A 23,191-nucleotide genomic window follows, 5' to 3' on the forward strand; every position below is an offset into this window, starting at 1 on the left:
GCCGGGCCCTGCACACCGTGGGGGAGGGGGAGTAACGATGCATGGTCGAACAGTCGCGGTAAGAGATGCCTGCCCTCTCGCAATCCCTGGGCCAGCGGCGCTGCCATGGAAAATCAAGGGTTTACACCATCGTGGGTAAAATAGACCCATATCAATTTGGGTAAAAAACACCTTTAAAGGGTTTTTATGACCATTGTTGAGGCATCGCATGCGGCCGCCACCTCTGCCCTGCTGCTGTGCGCCGACCTGGGGGCCGAGCTGCCCCAGGCCGTGCGCCTGCAGCGCTTGGTGGATCTGCTGCGCACGCAGTTCGGCTGCGGGGCCGTGGCCCTGCTGCGACTGGAGGAGGAGCGTCTGCGCCCCGTGGCCGTCACCGGGCTGGTGAGCGACGCCCTGGGCCGGCGTTTTGCCGTAGGCCAGCACCCACGGCTGGCGGCCATCCTCACGCGGCGCGAGGTGACCTGCTTCGAGCACGACAGCCAGTTGCCCGACCCCTACGACGGCCTGCTCGACACCCTGGTGGGCGAGCCGCTGCCCGTGCACGACTGCATGGGCGTGGCCCTGCACGTGGAGGGGCGGCCCTGGGGCGTGCTCACGCTGGATGCCCTGGCCACCGGCACTTTCGGACCCGCCGCGCGCCAGCGGCTGGGCCAGTGGGTGCCGCTGGTGGAGGCCGTGGTGCGCGTGGCGCGGCTGGAGCAGGAACTGCGCACCCTGCGCATGGCCGCGACCGGCCCGGCCGAAGGCGACCTGGCCCTGGCGACGCCCGAGCGCGGCGGCGCCGGCGAGCTGGAGATCGTGGGCGAGAGCCCGGCGCTCAAGCGGCTGCTGCATGAGCTGAGCGTGGTGGCCGCGTCCGAGCTGCCCGTGCTGCTGCTGGGCGAGACCGGCGTGGGCAAGGAGCTGTTCGCGCGGCTGCTGCACCACCAGTCGCCGCGGCGCGCGCGACCGCTGGTGCATGTGAACTGCGCGGCGTTGCCCGAGTCTCTGGCCGAGAGCGAGCTGTTCGGCCACGTGCGCGGCGCGTTCTCGGGCGCGGTGAGTGACCGCGCGGGCCGCTTCGAGGCCGCCGAGGGCGGCACGCTGTTCCTGGACGAGGTGGGGGAGCTGCCCCTGTCCGTGCAGGCCAAGCTGTTGCGCACGCTGCAAAACGGCGAGATCCAGCGCCTGGGCGCCGACCGCCCGCGCAGCGTGCACGTGCGCGTGATTGCGGCGACCAACCGCAACCTGCGCGAGCAGGTGGCCAGCGGGGCCTTCCGCGCCGACCTGTACCACCGCCTCTCGGTCTACCCCGTGCCCATTCCCCCGCTGCGCGAGCGGGGCAACGACGTGCTGGTGCTGGCCGGCCGCTTTTTGGAGCTCAACCGCGCCCGCCTGGGGCTGCGCAGCCTGCGCCTGTCGCCTGACGCGCAGGCCGCGCTGCGCCGCTACCGCTGGCCGGGCAACGTGCGCGAGTTGGAACACGTGATCAGCCGCGCCGCGCTCAAGGCCCTGAGCCGCGGCGTGGACCGCAACGAGATCGTCACGCTGGAGGCCGGCCTGCTGGACCTGGACGCGCTGGACGAACCCGTGGCCACGCCCCGCAGCGATACCCCCATGGCACCCGCGGCAGGCGGCGCCTTGTCGTTGGCCGCGCCCACGGGCACGCTGCGTGACGCGGTGGATGCCTGCCAGCGCCAGGTCCTGAATGCCGCTCTGGTGGCGCATGGCGGCAACTGGGCGCAGGCCGCGCGCACGCTGGACGTGGACCCCAGCAACCTGCACAAGCTCGCGCGGCGGCTGGGCCTCAAAGGATGAGGCTCCGCGCGGGGTTTTGAAACAAAATTGCCACTAGCGCTTATCCAGCAAGCGGTAGAAGCTATTAATTGAGTAGCAAAAAGCCTCCCCTCGGGAGGCCGCCACCGTTGGCGCGGGGCTCGCGCTCTGCGACACTGGGGCGCCATGGCCTCCTCCATCGACCCGCCCCGTCCGCCGCTGGCACCCGCCGTGCGCGTGCTGGCCGAGGCTGCGCTGCAGCGGCAGAACTGGCTGCTGGCCGCGCCGGCAGCGCCCACCCCGGCGGGGGCCGCGCCAGCAGGCTCCGCGCCGACCGACGCTCCCCCTGTGCCGTTTTCGCCAAACCTGCTGCCGCCGGCGCTGCCCCCCATCCCTGCCGAGCCGGCAGGCCGTGAGCGGGTAAGCCTTTCCGATCAGGCACGCCAGGGCCTGCAGGCGATGGCTGGCGGCGCGGTTGCACCGTCCAGGGCAGCGGCCGCATCCCACGGGCCTGCGGCTCTTTCCGCCGATGCCGTGGCGGACGAGGGCGCTTCTGCGCGCGCCGCGGCCATCCCTGCGCCGTGGCCTGCCCAGGGTGTGGGGGCGCCGCTGCTGCGGCTGTTGAATACGCTGGTGCAGCAACTCGGCCCGGCAGGCGGCGCGGCGCCGCGTGTGCTGGCGGCCCAGCCGTGGCCCGCCGGTACCGACCCGGCGGCCGGCGGCACCGGACTGCCGGCTTTGCAGATTGCGCGCGTGGCGCAAGGCATGGTGTACACGCCCGACGGTGCGCGCGGCTTCACGCTCACGCTGCGCCTGCCTGCTGCCGCAATGCCTGCGCTGCCGTCTGCGCCCACCGCGCCAGCGGCCCTGTCGGTGGGCTTTGCCGGACCGCCACAGGCGCTGGCGCCCGGACTGTTCGCGCTGGTGCTGCAAGGCCCGGGCGCCGCGGGCCAGCGCACCAGCGGGTGGCTGTCGCTGGACCTGGCGCCGGCGCCCGGTGCGGCCGCCGTGGTGTACGGGCGCGACCCGCTGCAGGCGCGCACCGACCCCTGGCTGGCCCTGGCCGCGCTGCAGGCCAGCGGCCAGTCGCGTGTGCAAGAACACGACCGTGCGGCCGAGCCCCCCTGCAGCGCGCCCGGCTGCCCCTACGAAGGCCGCGCACCCTGCGTGCAGCCCTTCTGCCTGGCGCTGCGCGTGCAGCCGGCGCCGCTTGCGGCACCGACGGGGCCTGGCTAGGGCGAAACACCCGATTCCCTTGCCATCGCGACCGCGCCAGCATGGCGCACGACCGTAACCCTTGCCCTCTGGAGTCTTGCCCATGGCCGTCAGCGTTTTCGACTTGTTCAAGATCGGCATCGGGCCGTCCAGTTCGCACACCGTGGGGCCCATGCGCGCTGCACGGCTGTTCGCGCAGCGGCTGGCGCGCGAGGGGGTGCTGGCGCATGTGGCGCGCGTGCGCAGCACGCTCTACGGCTCGCTGGGCGCCACGGGGCGCGGGCACGCGAGCGACCGCGCCGTGCTGCTGGGCCTGGCCGGCCATGCGCCGGACACCGTGAAGGTGGACGCCATCGAGCCGCTCATCGCCCGCATCCGCAGCCGGCGCCGCCTGCCGCTGGCCGACGGCCCCGAAGTGGCATTCGACGAGGCCGCCGACCTGCTGCTGGTGCCCGACGTCACGCTGCCACTGCACGCCAACGGCATGCGTTTCGAGGCTTTCGATGCGGCGGGCGGCACGCTGGCCGCACAGGTGTACTACTCGGTGGGCGGCGGCTTCATCGTGAGCGAGGAGGCGGCCGCCGACGCACAGCGCCAGGCCGCCATCGCGCCCGATACCGAGGTGCTGCCGCTGCCCTTTCACAGTGGCGAACAGCTGCTGGCGCAGGCCGCGGCGCAGGGCGGCTCGATCGCGCAGGTGATGCGCCTGAACGAACGCCACTGGCGCACCGACGCCGAGATCGACGCCGGCCTGCTCGCCATCTGGCGCGCCATGCAGGACTGCGTGGCGCGCGGCTGCAGCGTGGGCGGCGTGCTGCCCGGCGGCTTCCAGGTGCGCCGGCGTGCGCCCGCGCTGCACCAGGCGCTGCAGAACGCGCCCGACACCCAGCAGGACCCGCTGCAGGTGATCGACTGGGTGAACCTGTTCGCCCTGGCCGTGAACGAGGAGAACGCCGCCGGCGGGCGCGTGGTCACGGCCCCCACCAATGGCGCGGCGGGCATCGTGCCGGCGGTGCTGCATTACTACTGGCGCTTCATTCCCGGCGCTACCGAGGCTGGCGTGGTCGACTTCCTGCTCACGGCTGGCGCCATCGGCATCCTGTGCAAGGAGAACGCCTCCATCTCGGGCGCCGAGGTCGGTTGCCAGGGCGAGGTGGGGGTGGCCTGCTCCATGGCCGCGGCGGGCCTGTGCGCCGTGCTGGGCGGCACGCCCGCGCAGGTGGAGAACGCTGCCGAGATCGGCATGGAGCACCACCTGGGCCTGACCTGCGACCCGGTGGGCGGGCTGGTGCAGATCCCGTGCATCGAGCGCAACGCCCTGGCTTCGGTGAAGGCCATCAACGCCGCGCGCATGGCGCTGCATGGCGACGGGACGCACCATGTGAGCCTGGACCAGGTCATCAAGACCATGCGCGAGACCGGCGCGGACATGATGACCAAGTACAAGGAGACTTCGCGCGGCGGCCTCGCGGTGAACATCGTGGAGTGCTGACGCGCTACGACCCGTAGCGCCCTGTTTCCCATACCTTTTCGCTTTCCATCTGACCCGCATGCACAACCCCGCTTCGCCCACCGATACCCTCCTGCCCGCCCTGGCGCGGCCCGCCATCCAGAGCCTGGGCGGATCGCTGATCCGCGAAGTCGCCAACACCGGCATGGGGCGCGCGGACGTGCTGCCCTTCTGGTTTGGCGAGTCCGATCAGCCCACGCCGCAGTTCATCCGGGATGCGGCGGCGCAGTCGCTCGCTTCGGGCGAGACCTTCTATTCGCAGAATCTGGGCCGGCCCTACCTGCGCGAGGCCATCGCGCAATATCTGTCGGACCTGCACGGACGCGAGGTGTCCGCCCAGCGCATCGGCGCTGTGGCTTCGGGCGATACCGGGCTGATGCTTACCTGCCAGATGCTGCTGTCACCGGGCGACCGCGTGGTGGCCGTCACGCCGCTGTGGCCCAACCTGCTGGAGATGCCGCGCATCCTGGGCGCGCAGGTTGAACGCGTGCCACTGGCGGTGCGGGGCGGGCGCTGGACGCTTGTGCTGGATCGGCTGCTGGATGCGCTCACGCCGGGCACGCGCATGCTCATCCTCAATTCACCCAACAACCCCACAGGCTGGACCATCGATGAGGAAAGCCTGGTGGCGATCCTCGCGCACTGCCGCCGCCATGGCATCTGGATTCTGAGCGACGACGTGTACGAGCGTCTGGTATACGACCCGCAGCTGGCCAGCGCACCTTCTTTCCTGCGCCACTACGCACCGGGCGACCGCATCATCTCGGTCAACAGTTGTTCCAAGGCGTGGTGCATGACGGGTTGGCGCGCGGGTTGGATGGTGGTGCCCGAGGCGCTGGAGGCCGACCTGGGCAAGGTCATTGAATACAACTTCTCGTGCATCTTCGAGCCCGTGCAGCGCGCCGCAACGGTGGCTTTACAGCAGGGCGAGGCGCATGTGGCGCAGCTGCGCGCGGGCCTCGTGGAAAGCCGCCGGCTGCTGGTGCAAGCGCTGCGTGCCGTGCCGGGTGTGGAAGTGCCCGATGCCGGCGGGGCGATGTACGTGTTCTTCCGCCTGGCGGGCTTTGACGACTCCCTGGCGCTTGCCAAACATCTGGTGAGCGAGGTCGGCTTGGGCCTGGCGCCGGGCGCGGCCTTCGGCCCCGAGGGTGAAGGCTGGCTGCGCTGGTGCCACGCGGTGTCCGACGGGGCCAGACTGCGTGAGGGCGTGGAGCGTCTTGCGCGATTCGTGCAGCGTGCCACGGCTTGACAGGCGTGTGCGGCCGGCGGCCGCAGTCACCACGTGTACACGCGTCCCCGCCCTCCTTTCAACCTGCCTAAGCATGGGTTGCTGAATCACGAAGCGTGTCTCCCATGAAACCCTGAGCCGTCGCCGTCAGCCTGCCCTTATCGTGTGGTGAACCCCATTGCACACGACAAGGACACGACATGCCCCTGCGCAGCCATCTGCTTGCCCTCTGCCTGACCGCCCTTCCGCTGGCCACCTGGGCTGCCTGGCCCGAGCGTCCCATCACCATCGTCGTGCCAGCCGCTGCGGGCGGCACCACCGACATCGCGGCGCGCGTGCTGGCCGAAAAGATGGCCAAGGACCTGGGCACTTCCATCGTCGTGGAGAACAAGGGTGGCGGCGGCGGCAGCATCGGCACTGCGCAGGTGGCGCGCGCCAAGCCCGACGGCTACACGCTGCTCATGGGCAACATCGGCCCGGTGGCGATCAACTTCAGCCTCTACAAGCAGCTCAGCTACAAGGAAAGCGACCTGCGCGGCATCACCAACGTGATCTCCGTACCCAACATCCTCGTGGTGCATGCCGACTCCCCCGTGCGCAGTGCGCAGGAGCTGGTCAGCCTGGCGAAGACGCGCCGCCTCAATGTGTCCACCTCGGGCGTGGGGCAGTCCCCCCACATGTCCTCGGAGATGTTCCGCCAGAAGTCCGGTATCGAAGTGACCCTGGTGCCTTATCCCGGCGCGGCGCCTGCCGTCACGGCGCTGCTGGGGCAGCAGGTGGATTTCATGATCGACAACCTGCCCAGCTCCATGCCGCACATCAAGGCCGGCAAGTTCCGCGCGCTGGCCATCACCAGCGCCGAGCGCTCGGCGCAACTGCCTGATGTGCCGACCATGGCCGAGGCCGGCGTGCCCATGCAGGTCACGGCCTGGTTCGGCCTGCTGGCGCCGACCGGCACGCCAGATGCGGTGGTCGAGCGCCTGCAGCAATCGGCGCGCAAGGCCATGCAAACGCCCGAGGTGCGCCAGCGCTTTGCCGAACTGGGCGGCGTGCCCGGTGGCGAGACGCCGGCCGAGTACGACGCCTTCATCGCCCAGGAACGCAAGAGCTGGGCACAGATCGTCAAGGCGGCGGGCCTGTCCCTCGAATAACCAGGGCGGGGCACGCGCCCCGTCTTTTCACTGCTCTCCCATTCCATGCATCCAGACATCGAACACCTGCTGGCCCAGCCCTTCGGCTCGCTGCCCGAACTGATTGAACGCCAGGCCGCGCACCGCCCTGGCCACACCGCACTGGTCCTGGAGGACCAGCGGCTGGACTACGCCGCGCTGCACGCCGGCATGGACCGCGTGGCGCGCAGCCTGCAGCGTGACGGCATGCAACCCGGCGATGTGGTGGCCATCTGCGCAGGCACCTCGGTCGAATATGTGCTGGCCTACCTGGGCGCTCTGCGCGCCGGCGTGGCCGTGGCGCCGCTGGCGCCCTCGGCCACGGCCGAGCACCTGAGCGCCATGCTGGACAACTGCGGCGCGCGCCTGGTGCTGCGCGACCGCGAGGTGGCCGCGCAATGGCCGCTGCATGCGGGCGCTGCGCTGCGTTGCGTGGCCCTGGACGATGCGCCCGAAGCGGGCGAGCCCTGGTCGCAATGGCTGGTCCAGGGCGACGGCGCACCGGCACCGATCACGCCCGCGCCCGACTGGCCGTTCAACGTGATCTATTCCTCGGGCACCACGGGCGTGCCCAAGGGCATCGTGCAGTCCTGGGCCATGCGCTGGGCGCATGTGCGGCGCGCAGTCACCAACGGCTACGGGCCGGATGCCGTCTCGCTGTGCGCCACGCCGCTGTATTCCAACACCACGCTGGTGGCGGCGCTGCCCACGCTGGCGCTGGGCGGCACGCTGGTGCTGATGCGCAAGTTCGATGCCACGCGCTATCTTGCGCTGGCCCAGCAGCACGGCGCCACCCACACCATGCTGGTGCCCGTGCAGTACCAGCGCCTGATGGCCTGCCCGGATTTCGACCGCACGGACTTGAGCCGGCTGCAACACAAGTTCTGTACCAGCGCGCCCTTCAGTGCCGCGCTCAAGGCCGAGGTGCTGCGGCGCTGGCCGGGCCGGCTCATCGAGTACTACGGCATGACCGAAGGCGGCGTGCGCTGCGAACTGCACTGCCATGACTTTCCGCACAAGCTGCACACCGTGGGCCGCCCGGGTGAGGGCGCCGACATCCGGTTCATCGACGAGCAGGGGCGCGAACTGCCTGCGGGCGAACAGGGCGAGATCGTCGGCCGCTCGGCCGGGATGATGAGCGGCTACTACCGCCTGCCGGACAAGACGCGCGAGGCCGAGTGGTTCGATGCGGAAGGCCGGCGCTACATCCGCAGCGGCGACGTGGGCCGGCTGGACGCGGACGGCTTCATCGTGCTGGGCGACCGCAAGAAGGACATGATCATCACGGGCGGCTTCAACGTCTACCCGAGCGACATCGAGGCTGTGCTGTGCCAGCACCCGCAGGTGGCCGAGTGCGCCGTGGTCGGCGTGCCCTCCGAGCAGTGGGGCGAGACACCCGTGGCCTATGTGGTGGGGCGCTCGGGTTCACAGCCCACCGCAGAAGAATTGCGCGAATGGCTCAACACCCGCGTGGGCAAGACCCAGCGCGTGGCCGACATGCGGCTGGTCGAGCGCCTGCCGCGCAGCGAGATCGGCAAGGTGCTCAAGCGCACGCTGCGCGAGCAGTACCTGCAAGCGGAGCCCATCGCCGGCTGACTTTCCTCTCACCACCCGGAGACTGCCATGTCACTGCCTCGTCCCTCGCGGCTGCGCCGCGCCTTGCTCGCCAGCATGGCCCTGACCGCCAGCGCCCTGCTGGCGCCCGTTGCCTACGCCGCGGACGCCTGGCCCGCCAAGCCGATCCAGCTCGTGATTCCCTACCCGCCTGGTGGCAGCGCCGACCTGCTGGGGCGCCCCTTGGCGATGCAGTTGCAGCAGCAGCTGGGCCAGCCCGTGGTGCTGGAGTACAAACCCGGGGCGGGCGGCACGCTGGCCTCGCAGTATGTGGCGCGGGCCAAGCCCGATGGCTACACCGTGTTCATGGTGCTGGCCGCGCATGCCATCAACGACAGCCTCTACCCCAAGCTGCCCTACGACACGCGCAAGGACTTCGCCCCCGTGTCGCTGGTGGCCAACCTGCCCATGGTGGTGGCGGCCAGCGGCAAGCTGCCTGCAAAAAACATCCATGAACTGATCCAGGCCGCCAAGGCGGCGCCGGGCAAGCTGACCTTTGGCTCGGCCGGCAACGGCAACACCGGGCACCTCGCGGCGGAATACTTCAGCAGCATCGCCGGGGTCAAGATGACGCACGTGCCCTACAAAGGCAGCGCCGGCGTGGTCAACGCCATGCTGGCGGGTGACATCGACCTCACGTTCGACAGCATCTCCACCTCCATGCCGCACATCCGCGGCGGGCGCATGCATGCGCTGGCCGTCACCAGCCCGCAGCGCTCGGCCCTGGCGCCCGAGGTGCCGACGGTGCAGGAGCAGGGCATGGCCGGCTTTGACGTGACCGGCTGGTATGCGCTGATCGCGCCAGCCGGCACGCCACCCGAGATCACCCAGCGCCTGAGCCGCGAGATCGCCGCCGCGCTGCGCCAGCCCCAGCTGCAATCCCAACTGGCCGCCGGCGGCTACGAGCCCGTGGGCTCCACCCCCGAGGCGCTGCAGGCGCACATCGAGCGCGAGATCACGCGCTGGGCCGCCGTGGTCAAGTCCACGGGGGCAAGAGTGGATTGACACCCCCTGAGCCGCTGCGCCGCTTCCCCCGCTCGCGGTTGCGCCGGCGCGGCGCGGCCGGCATAGGCCGCTTGCGCGGCCGCCCGTGCCTGGGCCCTGCCGTGCGGGTGCACCATGAACCACTGACAATCCCCTTCATGCAACAACCGTCTTCCATCACCGCCGACATTCCCCTGAGCCCCTTCGCCGGCGAAGCCCCCGACATGTTCTTTGGCCTGCCCATGGCCATGGCCCGCGCCATGGCGCTGCGCGGTGAGCGCATCGGCCACGACATGGCCCAGGTGCGCATGCGTTTCCAGGCGGACCAGGCCAACAGCCGCGGCGAGGTCCACGGCGGATCGATCGCTACGCTGCTGGACTGCACGCTGGCTGCGGCCGCGCGCGCGCACGACCCGGCTGCCTATGGCGTGGCCACCATCGACCTGACGCTGCATTACGTCGCCGCGGGCACGGGCGATCTGATTGCCACCGCGCGCTGCGAGCGGCGCGGCCGCTCCATCAGCTTCGTGCGCGGCGAAGTGCGCGCCGAGGACGGCACGCTGGTGGCCATGGCGACGGGCAGCTTCAAGCTGATCGCCCGCTCCACTGCATCCGCCAGCGCCTAGGCGCCAGCGGGGCTGCTCAGCTGGGTTGGACGCCTGCAGCTTGCAGCAGGCGGCCCCAGACAGGGGCTTCCTGGGCCCACAGGCGGGCGAACTTCTCGGGCGTGTCGTCGTCCACCGGTACGAAGCCGGCGGCGATGATGCGCGCCAGGCCCTCGCGGCTGGCCACGGCGTGGTTGGCGGCCTGGGCCCATTGCCGCGCCACGTCGGCCGGCATGGCTTTGGGGCCGGCAATCGCCAACCAACCCACAATCGACAGCGCATCCTGTGGGTAGCCGGCCTCGGTGAAGGTGGGCACCTCGGGTAGCAGCGGCACGCGACGCGGGCCGGTCACGGCCAGCGCGCGCAGCTTGCCCGCGTCGACGTGCGCCTTGAGCGACAGCAGGCTGCCCATGCCGATCTTGATCTGTCCGCCCAGCAGGTCCTGCACCATCGGCGCCTCACCTTTGTAGGCCACATGCGTCATGTCGGCGCCGGCCACCTCGCTGAGCGTGGTGCAGGCCAGTTGGCCGTGCGATCCGATGCCGTAGGAGCCATAGGTCAGCTTGCCCTTCTGGGAGCGGATCCAGGCCATGAAGTCCTGCAGGTTCTGCGCCGGCGTGTCGGCGGTGACCACCAGGGCGATCGGCGCGAGGCACACGCGCACCAGCGGGGTCAGCTCGGTCAGCGGGTCGTAGGGCGTTTTCTTGTACAGGTACTTGTTGGTCAGCATCGACGAGGTGGTGCCCAGCAGCGCCGTCATGCCGTCGGGCGGCGCCTTGGCGACCATCTCGCCGACGATCAGGCCGGCCGCGCCGGGCTTGTTGTCCACCACCACCGACTGGCCAAAGCGCTGCGCCATGCGCTCGCCCAGTATCCGGGCGATCACGTCGGTGGCGCCGCCGGCGGCAAAGGGCACCACCACCCGCACGGGGCGGGTGGCGAAGCCGGTGGGCGCGGCCTGCGCCCGTGCGCCGAGCGGGCCTGCCGCCGCGGTTGCGGCGGCCAGGGCCAGCAGGTGGCGCCGGTTCCATCCAAGGGGGTGGGCTTCGTGATTCATCGCGCGTCTCCTTTGCCTGTATGGCATCTCAGTTATCCATAGCGCTACGCACCGCCCGCAGCCCATGCAACCGGTGCACCCCAAGCCAGGGCCGCCACCAAGCAAGGGCCTATGCCGGCCTAGGCCCGCGCCGCGCCGAGCCGCCCCGCAGCGAGGGCTGCGTCCACCTGCCCGCATGGCAGCAATGCGAGAGCGGGGGCAGGCGCGAAGCGACTCGGGGGGCGTCGTTTCATCTCAGTCCATCGAGATCTTGGCGGCCTCGGCCACGGCCTTCCAGTGGGCAGCGTCCTTGTCGATCTGGGCCTTGAAGTCGTCGGGCAGGGACCCCACGGGGATCAGGCCCATCTCGGTCAGGCGCTTGTTCAGCTCGGGCGACTTGACGATGGAACTCACCTCGCTGCCCAGCTTGTCCACGATGGCCTTGGGCGTGGTGGCGGGCACGAACATGCCGAACCAGCCGTTGGCTTCCAGGCCGGGGTAACCGGCTTCGGTCATGGTGGGCACCTGGGGCAGGGCCGGGTGGCGCTGTGCGCCGGTGATGGCCAGGATGTTGATCTTGTCCGACTTGATGTGCGGGTACGCGGCCGTGGCGTCCACGAAGGCCAGCGATAGTTGCCCGCCCAGCATGGCCGCCATCTCGGGGCCCGAGCCCTGGTAGGGAATGTGCGTGATGTCGATGCCGGCCTTTTGCTTGAAGCGCTCGCCGTTCATGTGCGACGAGGTGGCGTTGCCGTAGCTGCCGAAGTTGAGCGTGCCGGGGGCTGCCTTGGCCTTGTCCACGAACTGCTGCAGCGTAGTCACGCCCGAGCTGCGCGGCACCATCAGCAGGTCGGCCGACTTGGCCACCTGCGACACCGGGGCCAGGTCGCTGAGCTTGTAGGGCACCTTCTTGTACAGCGCCGGGATCTGCACCACGGTGGTGATGCCCATGAGCACCGTGTAGCCGTCGCCGGGCGCCTTGGCCACGGTGTCGTTGCCCAGGATGCCGCTGGCCCCGGGCTTGTTTTCCACCACCACGGCCTGGCCCAGGCGCTGGGACAGCTGCGTGCCGATCAGGCGGGCAATGATGTCCGTGCCGCCGCCGGCCGGATAGGGCACGATGACGCGGATGGGTTTGCTCGGGTAATGGTCCTGCGCCTGTGCGGCGCCCACGCCGCACGTGGCGGCCAGGGCGATCAGGGGTAGCCATTGGCCCAGGGTCTTGCGCCGGGTGAATGCCATGGGTGTTGTCTCCTTGGGTTTTATGTGGAAAGGGAATGCCTCGTGCTACAGCGTGCGGGCGATGATTTCCTTCATGATCTCGTCGCTGCCGCCGTAGATGCGGCCGATGCGGGCATCGGTCCAGGCGCGGCCCACCTGGTATTCGGTCATGTAGCCGTAGCCGCCGTGCAATTGCAGGAACTCGTCGAGCAGCTTGTTCTGCAGTGCCGTGGCATTGAGCTTGACCATGGCGGCGCGCTCGGGCGTCAGCTTGCGCTGCATGTGCAGCTTCATGCATTCGTCGACGAAGGTGCGCAGCATGGTGGCCTGGGCCTTGGCCTCGGCGAGCTTGAAGCGCGTGTTCTGGAACTCGAACACCGTCTGGCCGAAGGCCTTGCGCTCGCGCGTGTAGTCCACGGTCTTCTGCAGGAAGGCCTCGATGGAGGCGGCGGCGCGCACGGCGACCACCAGACGCTCCTGCGCCAGCTCCTTCATCAGGTATTTGAAGCCCATGTTCTCCTCGCCCAGCAGGTTGCCCACGGGCACCTTGACGTTGTCGAAGAACAGCTCGGAGGTGTCCTGCGCCATCAGGCCGATCTTCTCCAGCTTGCGGCCCTTGCTGAAGCCCGGCGTGCCCTCCTCCACCACGATCAGCGATACGCCCTTGGCGCCCAGTTCGGGGTTGGTTTTGGCGACGACGATGACGATCTCGCTGTTGATGCCGTTGGTGATGAAGGTCTTGCTGCCGTTGAGAATGTAGTGGTCGCCCTCGCTGTCCTTCACCAATCTGGCCGTGGTACGCACCGACTTCAGGTCGCTGCCCGCGCCGGGCTCGGTCATGGCGATGGCGCCGATCAGCTCGCCCGCGGCCATGCGCGGCAGCCAGCGGTCCTTCTGCTCGGTGCTGCCGTAGGCGTGGATGTAGGGCGCGACGATGTCCGAGTGCAGCGGAAAGCCCAGGCCGCTGGCGCCCGTGCGCGCAACTTCCTCGATCAGGATGGCCGCGTGGCCGAAGTCGCCGCCGCCGCCGTAGGGCTCGGGCAGCATGGTGTTGAGCAGGCCCTCGCGCCCGGCCTTGCGCCAGACTTCCTTGGGCACGATGCCGTCGCGCTCCCACTGGGCGTGGAAGGGCACGATTTCCTTGTCGAAGAAGCGCCGCGCCTGCTCGCGGAATTGTTCATGGTCCTCGCGGTAGATGGTGCGCTGGATCAGGTCTTGCATGGCTGTTGAATTCCCAAGGTTTGTGAATGAAATATGGCTCCATGGCTTATGGGGTAAGCGGTAGCAGCTACTTTTTTATGAGTCCCGCAGGGCGAATCCGGCCTGCGGTTGCTCGCGGAACCGCTCCTTGAGCTGGCGCCGCAGCAGCTTGCCGGTCTCCAGGCGCGGCAGCGCATCGACGAACACCATGCGCTGCGGCAGCTTGAGCCGGGCCAGCACCTCGGCGGCCCGCGCGGCGATGGCGCGCGCCGTTTCCGGCGTGGCCTCCTGGCCCGGGTGCAGCACCACGGCCGCTAGCGGCACCTCGCCGAAGTCGGGGTGGGGCACGCCGACCACGGCCACCTCCTGCACGCCGGGGTGGCGGGCCAGGGCGTTTTCTATCTCCTGCGGGTAGAGGTTGACGCCGCCCGAGAGGATCAGGTCGGCGCGCCGGTCGCTCAGGAAGAGGTAGCCCTCGGCGTCCACGTGGCCGATGTCGCCGTACGTGACCCAGCCGCGGTCGTTGATGGCCTGGCGCGTCTTCTCGGGGTCGTTCAGGTAGGTGAACTGCCCGCCGCCCGAGAAATACACCTGGCCGATCCCGCCCGCGGGCAGCTCCCGGCCTTCGTCGTCCACGATGTGCAGCCGGCCCGTGGTGGCCCGGCCCACCGAGCCGGGGCGCTGGCGCCACTCGGTCGAATCGATCATGGTCGTGCCGCAGCCCTCGGAGCCGGCGTAGTACTCCATCAGGATGTCGCCCCACCAGTCGAGCATGGCGCGCTTGACATCCACCGGGCAGGGCGCGGCGGCGTGGATGGCCACGCGGTGGCTGGACAGGTCGTAGCGCCGACGCACGGCCCCGGGCAGCTTGAGCATGCGGCCGAACATGGTGGGCACCCACTGGCTGTGGGTGACGCGGTAGCGCTCGATGAGGGCCAGGGCGGTCTCGGCGTCAAAGCGCTCCATGATCACGGCCTGCCCGCCCAGCTCCAGCACGCGCAGCGTGTAGCGCAGCGGCGCAGCGTGGTACAGCGGCGCGGGCGAGAGGTACACGGTCTCTTCGCCCATGCCCATGATGCGCGCCGTGCCCAGCGCCTCGGGGTCGGTCTGGCCGCGCAGATGGGCGGGCCACAGGGGCTTGAGCACGCCCTTGGGCCGGCCCGTGGTGCCCGAGGAATACAGCAGATCGCGCCCCAGCGGTCGGTCGGCGAAGTCCGCAGGCGGCCCCTGCAGGGCGTCGAGCGCGGCCTGTAGCGATGGGGCCTGCACCGACGTGGCTTGCGCAGGGGCCTCGTCCACCGTCCAGCAGGGCAGGGGATGGTGGGCCTGCAACTCGGCCAGCTGGGGCAGGGTCTTGGCGGACGCCACCACCAGCCGCGCGCCACAGTCCTGCACGATGTAGGCCACCTCGGCCGGTGTCAGGTGCGTGCTCAGCACGGCGGCATACAGGCCGGCCTGCCGGGCCGCCAGCGCCAGCGCCAGGATCTCGACGCGGTTTTCCAGCACCACCGCGAAGCGCTCGCCCGCCTGCAGGCCCTGGGTGTGGAGCCACTGCGCCATCGCCAGGGCGCGTTGCGCCACTTCGCCGGCGGTGAAGCGCGCGCCTGTCTCGGCCATGACCAGTACCACCCGGTCGGGAGCTGCCGCCGCGCGGCCAAAGAAGTCCTGCATACCTGTCCCCCGTTGCTCCTCGGTGCGCCGCCATGGGGACTGGAGTCACCCAAAAATGCGAAATGCATGTCTCACAAAAATGTTGTGTGAGACGATTTTTTCAGGCGTACAGACCAAAACACATCGGGTAAACACGGTCTTCAGCACATTCAAACCGGCTGAAAATCATTTTTAATGGATCATTTGTCTCATAAACACCTGGAGTTAGCATGAATATTCCCGTCATCGTCGATGCCATCCGCAGCCCCATGGCCCGGGCCAAGCCCGATGGGGCGCTGGCCGAGGTGCATCCCGTGGACCTGCTCTCGCAGGTGCTGGAGCAACTGGTCGCCCGTAACCAGTTGGATCCCGGCACGGTGGACGACGTGATCTGCGGCTGCGTGAGCCAAGCCGGCGAGCAGGCGGGCACGCCCGGGCGCCTGGCCTGGCTGGCCGCGGGCCTGCCTGCGCACGTGCCCTCCACCACCATCGACCGCAAGTGCGGCTCCAGCCAGCAGGCCGTGCACTTCGCGGCGCAGGCCATCATGGCGGGCACGCAGGACATCGTGATCGCCTGCGGCGTCGAGTCCATGAGCCGCGTGCCCATGGGCAGCTCGCGCATGGGCAAGAACACCACCGGCCCGCGCTTTGACGCCCGCTACGCCCCCGGCCTGGTGGGGCAGGGTGTCTCGGCCGACCTGGTGGCCGCCCAGTGGGGCCTGGACCGCACCGCGCTGGACACCTATGCCGCGCGCTCGCACCAGCGTGCCCACGCGGCGCAGTCCAGCGGAGGCTTTGCGCGCGAGATCGTGGGCATCGACACCCCTGCCGGCCGCGTGACGGCAGACGAGACCATCCGCGCCGGCACCACGGTGGACAAGCTCGCCGGCCTGAAGGCCGTGTTCGAGAACGAGGAGCTGTCCGCGCGGTTCCCGCAGATCCAGTGGGCCACCACGGCCGGCAACGCCTCGCAGATGACCGACGGCGCCAGCGCCATGCTCATCATGAGCGAGCAGCGTGCCCAGCAGCTGGGCCTGCGCCCGCGTGCGCGTTTCGTGGCCTTCGACGTGGTGGGCGACGACCCGCTGTACATGCTCACCGCGCCCATCCCGGCCACGCAGCGCGTGCTGGCCAAGGCGCGCATGAAGCTGGACGATATCCACCACTACGAAATCAACGAGGCCTTTGCCTCGGTGCCCATGGCATGGCAGAAGGAGCTGAAGGCTGACGGCGAGCGCCTGAACCCGCGCGGCGGCGCCATTGCGCTGGGCCACCCGCTGGGCGCCTCGGGCATCCGCCTCATGACCACCATGCTGCACGCCCTGGAAGACAGTGGCCAGCGCTACGGCCTGCAGTCCATGTGCGAGGCCGGGGGCATGGCCAACGCCACGATCATCGAACGCCTGTAACTATCAATTCAATAGCTGCTGGCGCTTGATGGACGGGCGCCAGAGATTAAAAAAGGAAAGAAAAATGAAGCTGACACAAGGAATGACCGCCCTCGTCACCGGCGGAGTCTCGGGCCTGGGCGAGGCTTCGGCCATCGCACTGCTGGAGCGTGGCCTGAACGTAGTGGCCGTGGACCTGAATGACGAGCGCGGCCAGACCATGGAACAACAATACGCCGGCCGCCTGCGCTATGTGAAGGCCGACGTGTCGGACGCCGAACAGATGGCCCAGGCCATCGCCGCGGCCGAGGCCTTCGGCAACTTCCGCGCGCTGGTGCACTGCGCGGGCATCGGCGGCCCGGTGCGCCTGATCGAAAAGGACGGCAGCCCCGGCTCGCTGGAGAAGTACATCAACATCATCCGCGTGAACCAGATCGGCACCTTCAACACGCTGCGCCTGGCGGCCGTTGCCATGGCCAAGAACGAGCCGATCGACGGCGAGCGCGGCGTGTGCGTGCTCACCGCGTCGGTGGCGGGCTACGAGGGGCAAATCGGCCAGATTCCCTACGCCTCCTCCAAGGCCGGCGTGATCGGCATGACCATCGTGGCCGCACGCGACCTGGCGTCCAAGTTCATCCGCGTCTGCACCATCGCCCCCGGCCTGTTCGACACCCCCATCCTGGCCAAGCTGCCCGAGAACGTGCGCCAGTCGCTGGGCGCCTCCGTGCCCCACCCGGCGCGCCTGGGCCACCCCTCGGAATACGCAATGACCGCATTGCACATCCTGGAGAACCCCATGCTCAACGGCGAAACCATCCGCCTCGATGGCGCCATCCGCATGGCGCCGAGGTGACAACCCCCTGAGGAGCGCCCCTCCGTGCAGCCGCCAGAGGCGACAGCTCTTCGGGGACGTCCAAGCCTGCGCAGGCAGGCTCGGAGCCGCGCCCCTCAGCCCCTTCTCTCTGCGCGCTTCGCGCTCCGGGAAGGGGGACGACGCCAGTGGCCCGGCAAAGCCGGCTCCACGGCGTCTGCTGGCGTGGCCTGCTCCGCGGCCTTCGGAGTAATGGGCTGAGGTGCCGGTTGCATGCGACACGGGCCATGTAACCCGGCGAACAACTGAAAGGAATTTGTGATGGCATCCACGGTATGGGTCGAAGTGCGCGGCAACGTGCTGGTCATGACGCTGAGCAACCCCGAGGCGCGCAACGCCGCCACGCTGGAGATGGCCGAGGCCATGGCGGCGGCGCTGGACGAGCTGGACCGCAACCCCGCGCTGCAGGTGGGCGTCATCACCGGCGCGGGCGGCACGTTCTGCGCCGGCATGGACCTGAAGGGCTTTCTGCAGGGCAAGCGCCCCAGCCTGCCGGGGCGGGGCTTCCTGGGCCTCACGCAGCAGCCCCCGCGCAAGCCGCTGATTGCGGCGGTGGAGGGCTATGCCCTGGCCGGCGGCTTTGAAACCGTGCTGGCCTGCGACCTGATCGTCGCCGCCAAGACGGCCCAATTCGGCCTTCCCGAGGTCAAGCGCGGCCTGGCCGCCGCGGCCGGCGGGCTGCTGCGCCTGCCCAGGCGCCTGCCCTACCACGTGGCCATGGAAGCCATCCTCACGGGCGACATGTTCAGCGCCGAGCGCGCGCAGGCCTATGGCCTGGTCAACCGCCTGGTCGAGCCCGGCCAGGCGTTGGAAGCGGCCCTGGAGCTGGCTCAGGCCGTGGCCGCCAACGGGCCGCTGGCCCTGATCGCCAGCAAGCGCGTGGCGCAGGAGTCGGCCGACTGGTCGCAGGCCGAGATGTTCGAGCGCCAGGCTGCCATCACCGCGCCGGTATTCGCCTCGCAGGACGCGCGCGAGGGCGCTGCGGCCTTTGCCGAGAAGCGCGCACCCGTGTGGAAAGGCGTTTGAGGAAAAAGAGGCGCTAACGCCCGTCCATCAAGCGCAAACAGCTATTTAATTCATAGCAAAAGAGCGGCCGTGGCGCCGCAAGAACCCCAGGAGTCAAACCATGCCTTTTTCTCACCGCCGCCACGCGCTGCGCCTCGCAGGCGCCACCACCTTGCTGGGCCTGGCCGCCCTGACGGCGTCGCACCCCGCACGGGCCGACGCCGCCTGGCCCACACGCCCCATCACCTTCGTCGTGCCCGGCGCGGCCGGCGGCACCACCGACACGCCCGTGCGCTTCATGGCGCAAAAGCTCAGCGAGCGGCTGGGCCAGCCCATCGTGGTGGACAACAAGCCCGGCGCGGGCGGCTCGCTGGGCAGCAGCCTCGTGGCGCGCGCGCAGCCGGACGGCTACACCGTGCTGGTAGGCAACACCGGCTCGAACGCCATCAACTACACCGCCTACCAGAAGCTCCCCTACAAGGCCGAGGACTTCGTGGCGCTGACCGACATGATCTCGTTCGCCAACGTGCTGGTCGTGCCGGTGAAGTCGCCCATCAAGAGCCTGAAGGAGCTTGTCACCACGGCCAAGCGCGAGCCGGGCAAGCTGGCCTTCTCGTCCGCGGGCGTGGGCCAGACCACGCACCTCATGGGCGAGCTGCTGCGCCAGAGTGCGGGGGTGGACGTGGTGCATGTGCCCTACAAGGGCTCGGCGCCTGCCACCATGGCCATCGTGGCCGGCGAGACCCAGTTCATGTTCGACAACCTCACGGGGTCGCTGGGCCATGTGAAGAATGGCAAGCTGCGTGCGCTGGCCGTGACCGGCGCCACGCGCGAGCCCGAGCTGCCCGACGTGCCCACCATGACCGAGCTGGGCATGAAGGACTTCGACAAGGTGGGCTGGATGGGCTTCTTCGTGCCCGCCAAGACGCCGCCGGCCGTCGTCAAGAAGCTCACCGACAACCTCATCGCCGTGCTGCAGGACCCGGCCGTGGTCCAACGCTACCGCGAGCTGGGCGGCCGCCCCGGCGGCATGCCGCCCGAGCAGTTCTCGAAGATCGTGGAGCGCGACCGGCAGGACTGGGGCGACTTGATCCGCAGCCAGAAGCTGCAGCTGGACTGAAAGGAGGGCGCCATGGCTGAGTCCTCCTCCTTCGCTGGCCGCCACGTCTTCGTGGCCGGCGGCACCAGCGGCATCAACCTCGGCATCGCCCAGGCGTTTGCACGCGCGGGCGCCCACGTGGTGGTCATGAGCCGCTCGCCTGACAAGGTGCAGCAGGCGGCCGAAGGCCTGCGCGCGCTGGGTGCGCAGGCGCTGGGCATCAGCGCCGACGTGCGCGACCCCACCGCGGTGGACGCCGCGCTGCGCCAGGCGCACGCACAATTCGGTGACATCGACGTGCTGATCTCCGGCGCGGCGGGCAACTTCATCGCGCCCGCGGCCGACCTGTCGCCCAACGGCTTCAAGACCGTGATCGACATCGACCTGAACGGCAGCTTCCACGTGCTGCGCCTGGCGTACCCGATGCTTAAGAAACCGGGCGCCAGCGTCATCAACATCTCGGCGCCGCAGGGCGTGAACCCCACCATGTACCAGGTGCATGCCTGCGCCGCCAAGGCCGGCATCGACATGATGACGCGCGTGCTGGCCATGGAATGGGGCGAGACGGGCGTGCGCGTGAACGCCATCGCGCCCGGCCCGATTGGCGACACCGAGGGCATGCGGCGCCTGGCGCCCACGCCCGAGGCATTGGCCAACGCGGTCGCCACCGTGCCGCTGCAGCGCATGGGCACGCTCGATGACATTGCGAACATGGCGCTGTTCCTCTCGTCGCCGCAGGCGGGCTACGTGACGGGCGCCGTGATTCCCGTGGATGGTGGCTCGTCGCTGCGCGGCGGGCGCGACATGCGCGCGTCGTACGTGCCGCGGAGCGCGGCATGAGCCAGGTATACGAGCGCATCGTTTTCGAGGTGCAGGACGGCGTGGCCACGCTGACCCTGAGCAACCCCGCCAAGCGCAACGCCTTCGACCCCGCCATGCGCGGGGAGATGGCCGCGGTGGTGCGCCAGGTGCAGGCCGACCCGGCCATCCGCGCGCTGGTGCTGACGGGCGCGGGCGCGCATTTCTGCTCGGGCGGCGACCTCTCCAACATCGCCGCCAGCGGGCTGGACAACGGCGGCTGGCGCCAGCGCCTGACCAGCCTGCACGACTGGCTCAAGGACCTGATGCTGCTGGACAAGCCGGTAATTGCTGCCGTCGATGGCGCGGCCTATGGCGCGGGCTTCAGCCTGGCGCTGGCGGCGGACTTCATCATCGCCAGCACCCGCGCGCGCTTTGCCATGTCGTTCATCCGCGTGGGCGTGGTGCCGGACTGCGCGGCGTTCTACACCCTGCCGCGCGTGGTAGGCGTGCAGCGTGCGCGCGAACTCATGCTGTCGGGCCGCGAGGTGCCGGCCGAAGAGGCGCTGCGCCTGGGCATTGCCACCGAACTGGTAGAGCCCGAGGCGCTGCAGGCCCGCGCACAGGCGATTGCGCGCAGCTTCGTGGGCGCATCGCCCGTGGCGCTGAGCCTGATCAAGCGATCGCTCGCGCTGGCCGCGAGCGACCTGCCCTCGCTGCTGGAGCAGGAGGCCAACGCCCAGGCCCTGGCCATGGGCACGCCCGAGCACCGCGAGGCCGTGCGCTGCTTCCTGGAGAAAAGGCCGATGCCCTTCCAGTGGCCGCAGACCTGACTTTGAAACAGGTGAAAATCTCAAGCTTTTTGAGGTCAATGTGAACGTGAACGCAGATCCGGACGGCAAACTGGTCAGCGCCCTGGTGCGTGGCGTTTCCATATTGCGGTGCTTCTCCAGCAAGTGCCAGGAACTCAGCGCCAAGGAGTTGATGGACCTGACCGGTCTGCCCAAGCCCACGCTGTTTCGCCTGACGGACACGCTGTGCGAGCTGGGCCTGCTGCGCTATTCGGAGCGGCTGTCCAAGTACGTGCCCGGCCTGGGCCTGCTGCAGTTGTCGTCGCCCGTGTTGTCGCGCATGGCGCTGCGCCAGTTTGCGCGCCCGCACATGCAGGCGCTGGCCGACCTGACCGAAGGGCAGGTGCAGGCGGTGGTGGGCTACAAGCGCGAGCTGTGCCTGGTGGAGCTGGCCAACGGCATGGGCAACACCGTGTTCCGCCAGGAAGTCGGCGTGTCCACCTCGCTGTCGCGCACGGCCACGGGCCGCGCCTATCTGCTGGGCATGGCCGAGGATGAGCGCAAGGCCTACCTGCAGGACCTGCAGCGCAACGACCCGCAGCGCGCCGCGTGGCTGGAGCAGCGCCTGACGGACGCGCGCGACGACTTTGCGCGCCACGGCTTCTGCCGCAGCCACGGCGACCTGCACCGCGAGATCGAATCCATCGCCGTGCCCATGTCGCAGCCGCAGGACGGGGAACTCTGGGTGTTCGCCGTCTCGGTGCCGGTGTTCAGCCCCATGTACGCCCGGCTGGAGACAGACCTGGGCCCGCGCCTGCGCACGCTGGTGCGCTCGGTGGAGAGCGTGCTCGGGGCCTCCGGCCTCACCTGATACCCGCGCCCGCCACCCATACAACATCTACCAAGGAGACATCGTGAAGGTTCTGGACAGCGTGCGCGTACTGGAGATTGGCGGCCTGGGGCCGGGGCCGTTTTGTGCGATGCACCTGGCCGACCTGGGTGCGGACGTCATTTCCGTGGTGCGCGAGACGAAGGGCCGCGAGACGACCGGCGCCTTGCTCAATCGCGGCAAGCGCTCGGTGTTTGCCGACCTCAAGACCGAGGAGGGGCGCCAGTTGGTGCTGGCCCTGGTGGCCGAGGCCGATGCGCTCATCGAGGGCATGCGCCCTGGCGTGATGGAGCGCCTGGGTCTGGGCCCCGAGGAGTGCATGGCGGTCAACCCGCGCCTGGTGTACGGGCGCATGACGGGCTGGGGCCAGAGCGGACCGTTGGCACCGCGTGCGGGGCACGACACGAACTATGCCGCCGTCAGCGGCGCGCTGTGGGGTTGCAGTCCTGCGGACGCGCGGCCCGTCTCGCCTTTCGCCGTGCTCGGCGACATCGGCGGCGGTGCCATGTACCTGATGACGGGGCTGCTGTCGGGCATCGTGCAGGCGCGCGCCACGGGCCGCGGCACGGTGGTGGACGCAGCCATCGTGGACGGTTCGGCCCATATGCTGAACCTGATGCTGAGTGCGCGCCAGAGCGGCCTGGTGGCCGATGTGCGCGGCCAGAGCATCCACGACAGCGCGCCCTTCTACGACACCTATGTCTGCGCCGACGGCCATTACGTCACCGTGGGCGCTATCGAGCCGCAGTTCTACACCCTGCTGCTGCAGGTGCTGGGGCTGGCCGAGGACCCCGATTTCACCGGGTCGCAATGGGACAAGGCCGCCTGGCCGGTGCGCCGCGCGCGGCTGGCCGCGCTGTTCCTGGCGCAGCCGCGTGCGCACTGGCAGGCGCTGCTGGAGCCCACCGACGCCTGTTTTGGCGTCGTGCTCAGCCCCGTTGAGGCGGCGCAGCACCCGCACATGCGTGCGCGGGGTGTGTATTCCGAACGCCAGGGGGTGCTACAGGCGGCACCCGCGCCCCGCTTTGATGGTGCAGCCTACGAGCCGGGCGAGGCCTGCGCGCCCGGCGCGCATACGCAGTCGGTCATGGAAGGCCTGGGCCAGTCCGGCGCGCGGGCCGTGTGGCGCCAGCGCTGAGCGCGTTGCGCGGGGCAGTCTCCCG

Annotated in this window: 20 protein-coding genes; 16 read left to right on the forward strand and 4 right to left on the reverse strand. The window is 69.6% G+C overall.

Annotated features, from left to right (window positions below; all coding sequences use genetic code 11):
• Positions 1-186: 186 nt before the first annotated feature.
• From norR to OX89_RS07535, 8 genes are all read left to right on the forward strand, one after another.
• The gene (gene norR / locus OX89_RS07500) at positions 187-1,797 is read left to right on the forward strand and encodes a nitric oxide reductase transcriptional regulator NorR (protein WP_047350138.1); all 1,611 of its coding nucleotides are present in this window, start codon (positions 187-189) and stop codon (positions 1,795-1,797) included.
• Positions 1,798-1,941: 144 nt separating this feature from the next.
• On the forward strand, positions 1,942-2,991 hold the full coding sequence (locus tag OX89_RS07505; RefSeq protein WP_047350139.1) for a hypothetical protein: 1,050 nt from the start codon (positions 1,942-1,944) through the stop codon (positions 2,989-2,991).
• 82 nt (positions 2,992-3,073) lie between these two features.
• Positions 3,074-4,462 carry an L-serine ammonia-lyase gene (locus tag OX89_RS07510; protein ID WP_047350140.1) on the forward strand — a complete coding sequence of 463 codons (1,389 nt, stop codon included), beginning with the start codon at positions 3,074-3,076 and terminating at the stop codon, positions 4,460-4,462.
• 58 nt (positions 4,463-4,520) lie between these two features.
• Positions 4,521-5,729 (forward strand): pyridoxal phosphate-dependent aminotransferase, encoded by a 1,209-nt coding sequence (locus tag OX89_RS07515; RefSeq protein ID WP_047350141.1) that lies wholly within the window; start codon positions 4,521-4,523, stop codon positions 5,727-5,729.
• Positions 5,730-5,908: 179 nt separating this feature from the next.
• Entirely contained in the window at positions 5,909-6,859 is a 951-nt protein-coding gene (locus OX89_RS07520) for a tripartite tricarboxylate transporter substrate binding protein (protein WP_047350142.1), read from the forward strand.
• 45 nt (positions 6,860-6,904) lie between these two features.
• On the forward strand, positions 6,905-8,473 hold the full coding sequence (locus OX89_RS07525; RefSeq protein ID WP_047350143.1) for a class I adenylate-forming enzyme family protein: 1,569 nt from the start codon (positions 6,905-6,907) through the stop codon (positions 8,471-8,473).
• A 27-nt stretch (positions 8,474-8,500) separates the two neighbouring features.
• A complete protein-coding gene (locus tag OX89_RS07530; protein ID WP_012655222.1) occupies positions 8,501-9,496 on the forward strand; it encodes a tripartite tricarboxylate transporter substrate binding protein in 996 nt (331 codons plus the stop codon).
• A 137-nt stretch (positions 9,497-9,633) separates the two neighbouring features.
• Positions 9,634-10,101 (forward strand): PaaI family thioesterase, encoded by a 468-nt coding sequence (locus OX89_RS07535; protein WP_012655223.1) that lies wholly within the window; start codon positions 9,634-9,636, stop codon positions 10,099-10,101.
• Positions 10,102-10,117: 16 nt separating this feature from the next.
• Here OX89_RS07535 and OX89_RS07540 read toward each other — a convergent pair whose 3' ends face one another.
• From OX89_RS07540 to OX89_RS07555, 4 genes are all read right to left on the reverse strand, one after another.
• Positions 10,118-11,137: a tripartite tricarboxylate transporter substrate binding protein gene (locus tag OX89_RS07540; protein WP_047350144.1), complete on the reverse strand. Its 1,020-nt coding sequence runs from the start codon at positions 11,135-11,137 to the stop codon at positions 10,118-10,120.
• Between the two features lie 234 nt (positions 11,138-11,371).
• Positions 11,372-12,358, reverse strand: coding sequence for a tripartite tricarboxylate transporter substrate binding protein (locus tag OX89_RS07545; protein ID WP_012655225.1), 987 nt, complete (start codon positions 12,356-12,358; stop codon positions 11,372-11,374).
• Between the two features lie 45 nt (positions 12,359-12,403).
• Positions 12,404-13,558, reverse strand: a complete 1,155-nt coding sequence (locus OX89_RS07550) for an acyl-CoA dehydrogenase family protein (RefSeq protein ID WP_047350145.1) — start codon at positions 13,556-13,558, stop codon at positions 12,404-12,406.
• A 75-nt stretch (positions 13,559-13,633) separates the two neighbouring features.
• Positions 13,634-15,208, reverse strand: a complete 1,575-nt coding sequence (locus tag OX89_RS07555; RefSeq protein ID WP_047350146.1) for an AMP-binding protein — start codon at positions 15,206-15,208, stop codon at positions 13,634-13,636.
• A 209-nt stretch (positions 15,209-15,417) separates the two neighbouring features.
• On the opposite strand from OX89_RS07555, the gene OX89_RS07560 reads away from it, so the two are divergent.
• From OX89_RS07560 to OX89_RS07595, 8 genes are all read left to right on the forward strand, one after another.
• Positions 15,418-16,596: a thiolase family protein gene (locus tag OX89_RS07560; protein WP_047350147.1), complete on the forward strand. Its 1,179-nt coding sequence runs from the start codon at positions 15,418-15,420 to the stop codon at positions 16,594-16,596.
• 64 nt (positions 16,597-16,660) lie between these two features.
• Positions 16,661-17,428 carry an SDR family NAD(P)-dependent oxidoreductase gene (locus OX89_RS07565; protein ID WP_047350148.1) on the forward strand — a complete coding sequence of 256 codons (768 nt, stop codon included), beginning with the start codon at positions 16,661-16,663 and terminating at the stop codon, positions 17,426-17,428.
• Positions 17,429-17,707: 279 nt separating this feature from the next.
• Positions 17,708-18,472 carry a crotonase/enoyl-CoA hydratase family protein gene (locus tag OX89_RS07570; RefSeq protein ID WP_047350149.1) on the forward strand — a complete coding sequence of 255 codons (765 nt, stop codon included), beginning with the start codon at positions 17,708-17,710 and terminating at the stop codon, positions 18,470-18,472.
• A 100-nt stretch (positions 18,473-18,572) separates the two neighbouring features.
• Complete coding sequence (locus OX89_RS07575; protein WP_047350150.1) at positions 18,573-19,571, forward strand: tripartite tricarboxylate transporter substrate binding protein; 999 nt, start codon at positions 18,573-18,575, stop codon at positions 19,569-19,571.
• Between the two features lie 12 nt (positions 19,572-19,583).
• Positions 19,584-20,390: an SDR family oxidoreductase gene (locus tag OX89_RS07580; protein ID WP_047350151.1), complete on the forward strand. Its 807-nt coding sequence runs from the start codon at positions 19,584-19,586 to the stop codon at positions 20,388-20,390.
• Positions 20,387-21,181, forward strand: a complete 795-nt coding sequence (locus OX89_RS07585; protein ID WP_047350152.1) for an enoyl-CoA hydratase/isomerase family protein — start codon at positions 20,387-20,389, stop codon at positions 21,179-21,181. The genes OX89_RS07580 and OX89_RS07585 overlap by 4 nt, the downstream gene beginning before the upstream one ends.
• 40 nt (positions 21,182-21,221) lie before the next feature.
• On the forward strand, positions 21,222-22,010 hold the full coding sequence (locus OX89_RS07590; protein WP_084002033.1) for a helix-turn-helix domain-containing protein: 789 nt from the start codon (positions 21,222-21,224) through the stop codon (positions 22,008-22,010).
• A gap of 43 nt (positions 22,011-22,053) precedes the next feature.
• Complete coding sequence (locus OX89_RS07595; protein ID WP_011803581.1) at positions 22,054-23,166, forward strand: CaiB/BaiF CoA-transferase family protein; 1,113 nt, start codon at positions 22,054-22,056, stop codon at positions 23,164-23,166.
• Positions 23,167-23,191 lie beyond the last annotated feature (25 nt).

The organism is Diaphorobacter sp. J5-51 (assembly GCF_001023515.1).
Lineage (GTDB): Bacteria > Pseudomonadota > Gammaproteobacteria > Burkholderiales > Burkholderiaceae_C > Diaphorobacter > Diaphorobacter nitroreducens.

Coding starts and splice junctions, on each gene's coding strand:
- norR (WP_047350138.1), top strand. CDS start 187: ATGACCATTGTTGAGGCATCGCATGCGGCCGCCACCTCTGCCCTGCTG.
- OX89_RS07505 (WP_047350139.1), top strand. CDS start 1,942: ATGGCCTCCTCCATCGACCCGCCCCGTCCGCCGCTGGCACCCGCCGTG.
- OX89_RS07510 (WP_047350140.1), top strand. CDS start 3,074: ATGGCCGTCAGCGTTTTCGACTTGTTCAAGATCGGCATCGGGCCGTCC.
- OX89_RS07515 (WP_047350141.1), top strand. CDS start 4,521: ATGCACAACCCCGCTTCGCCCACCGATACCCTCCTGCCCGCCCTGGCG.
- OX89_RS07520 (WP_047350142.1), top strand. CDS start 5,909: ATGCCCCTGCGCAGCCATCTGCTTGCCCTCTGCCTGACCGCCCTTCCG.
- OX89_RS07525 (WP_047350143.1), top strand. CDS start 6,905: ATGCATCCAGACATCGAACACCTGCTGGCCCAGCCCTTCGGCTCGCTG.
- OX89_RS07530 (WP_012655222.1), top strand. CDS start 8,501: ATGTCACTGCCTCGTCCCTCGCGGCTGCGCCGCGCCTTGCTCGCCAGC.
- OX89_RS07535 (WP_012655223.1), top strand. CDS start 9,634: ATGCAACAACCGTCTTCCATCACCGCCGACATTCCCCTGAGCCCCTTC.
- OX89_RS07540 (WP_047350144.1), bottom strand. CDS start 11,137: ATGAATCACGAAGCCCACCCCCTTGGATGGAACCGGCGCCACCTGCTG.
- OX89_RS07545 (WP_012655225.1), bottom strand. CDS start 12,358: ATGGCATTCACCCGGCGCAAGACCCTGGGCCAATGGCTACCCCTGATC.
- OX89_RS07550 (WP_047350145.1), bottom strand. CDS start 13,558: ATGCAAGACCTGATCCAGCGCACCATCTACCGCGAGGACCATGAACAA.
- OX89_RS07555 (WP_047350146.1), bottom strand. CDS start 15,208: ATGCAGGACTTCTTTGGCCGCGCGGCGGCAGCTCCCGACCGGGTGGTA.
- OX89_RS07560 (WP_047350147.1), top strand. CDS start 15,418: ATGAATATTCCCGTCATCGTCGATGCCATCCGCAGCCCCATGGCCCGG.
- OX89_RS07565 (WP_047350148.1), top strand. CDS start 16,661: ATGAAGCTGACACAAGGAATGACCGCCCTCGTCACCGGCGGAGTCTCG.
- OX89_RS07570 (WP_047350149.1), top strand. CDS start 17,708: ATGGCATCCACGGTATGGGTCGAAGTGCGCGGCAACGTGCTGGTCATG.
- OX89_RS07575 (WP_047350150.1), top strand. CDS start 18,573: ATGCCTTTTTCTCACCGCCGCCACGCGCTGCGCCTCGCAGGCGCCACC.
- OX89_RS07580 (WP_047350151.1), top strand. CDS start 19,584: ATGGCTGAGTCCTCCTCCTTCGCTGGCCGCCACGTCTTCGTGGCCGGC.
- OX89_RS07585 (WP_047350152.1), top strand. CDS start 20,387: ATGAGCCAGGTATACGAGCGCATCGTTTTCGAGGTGCAGGACGGCGTG.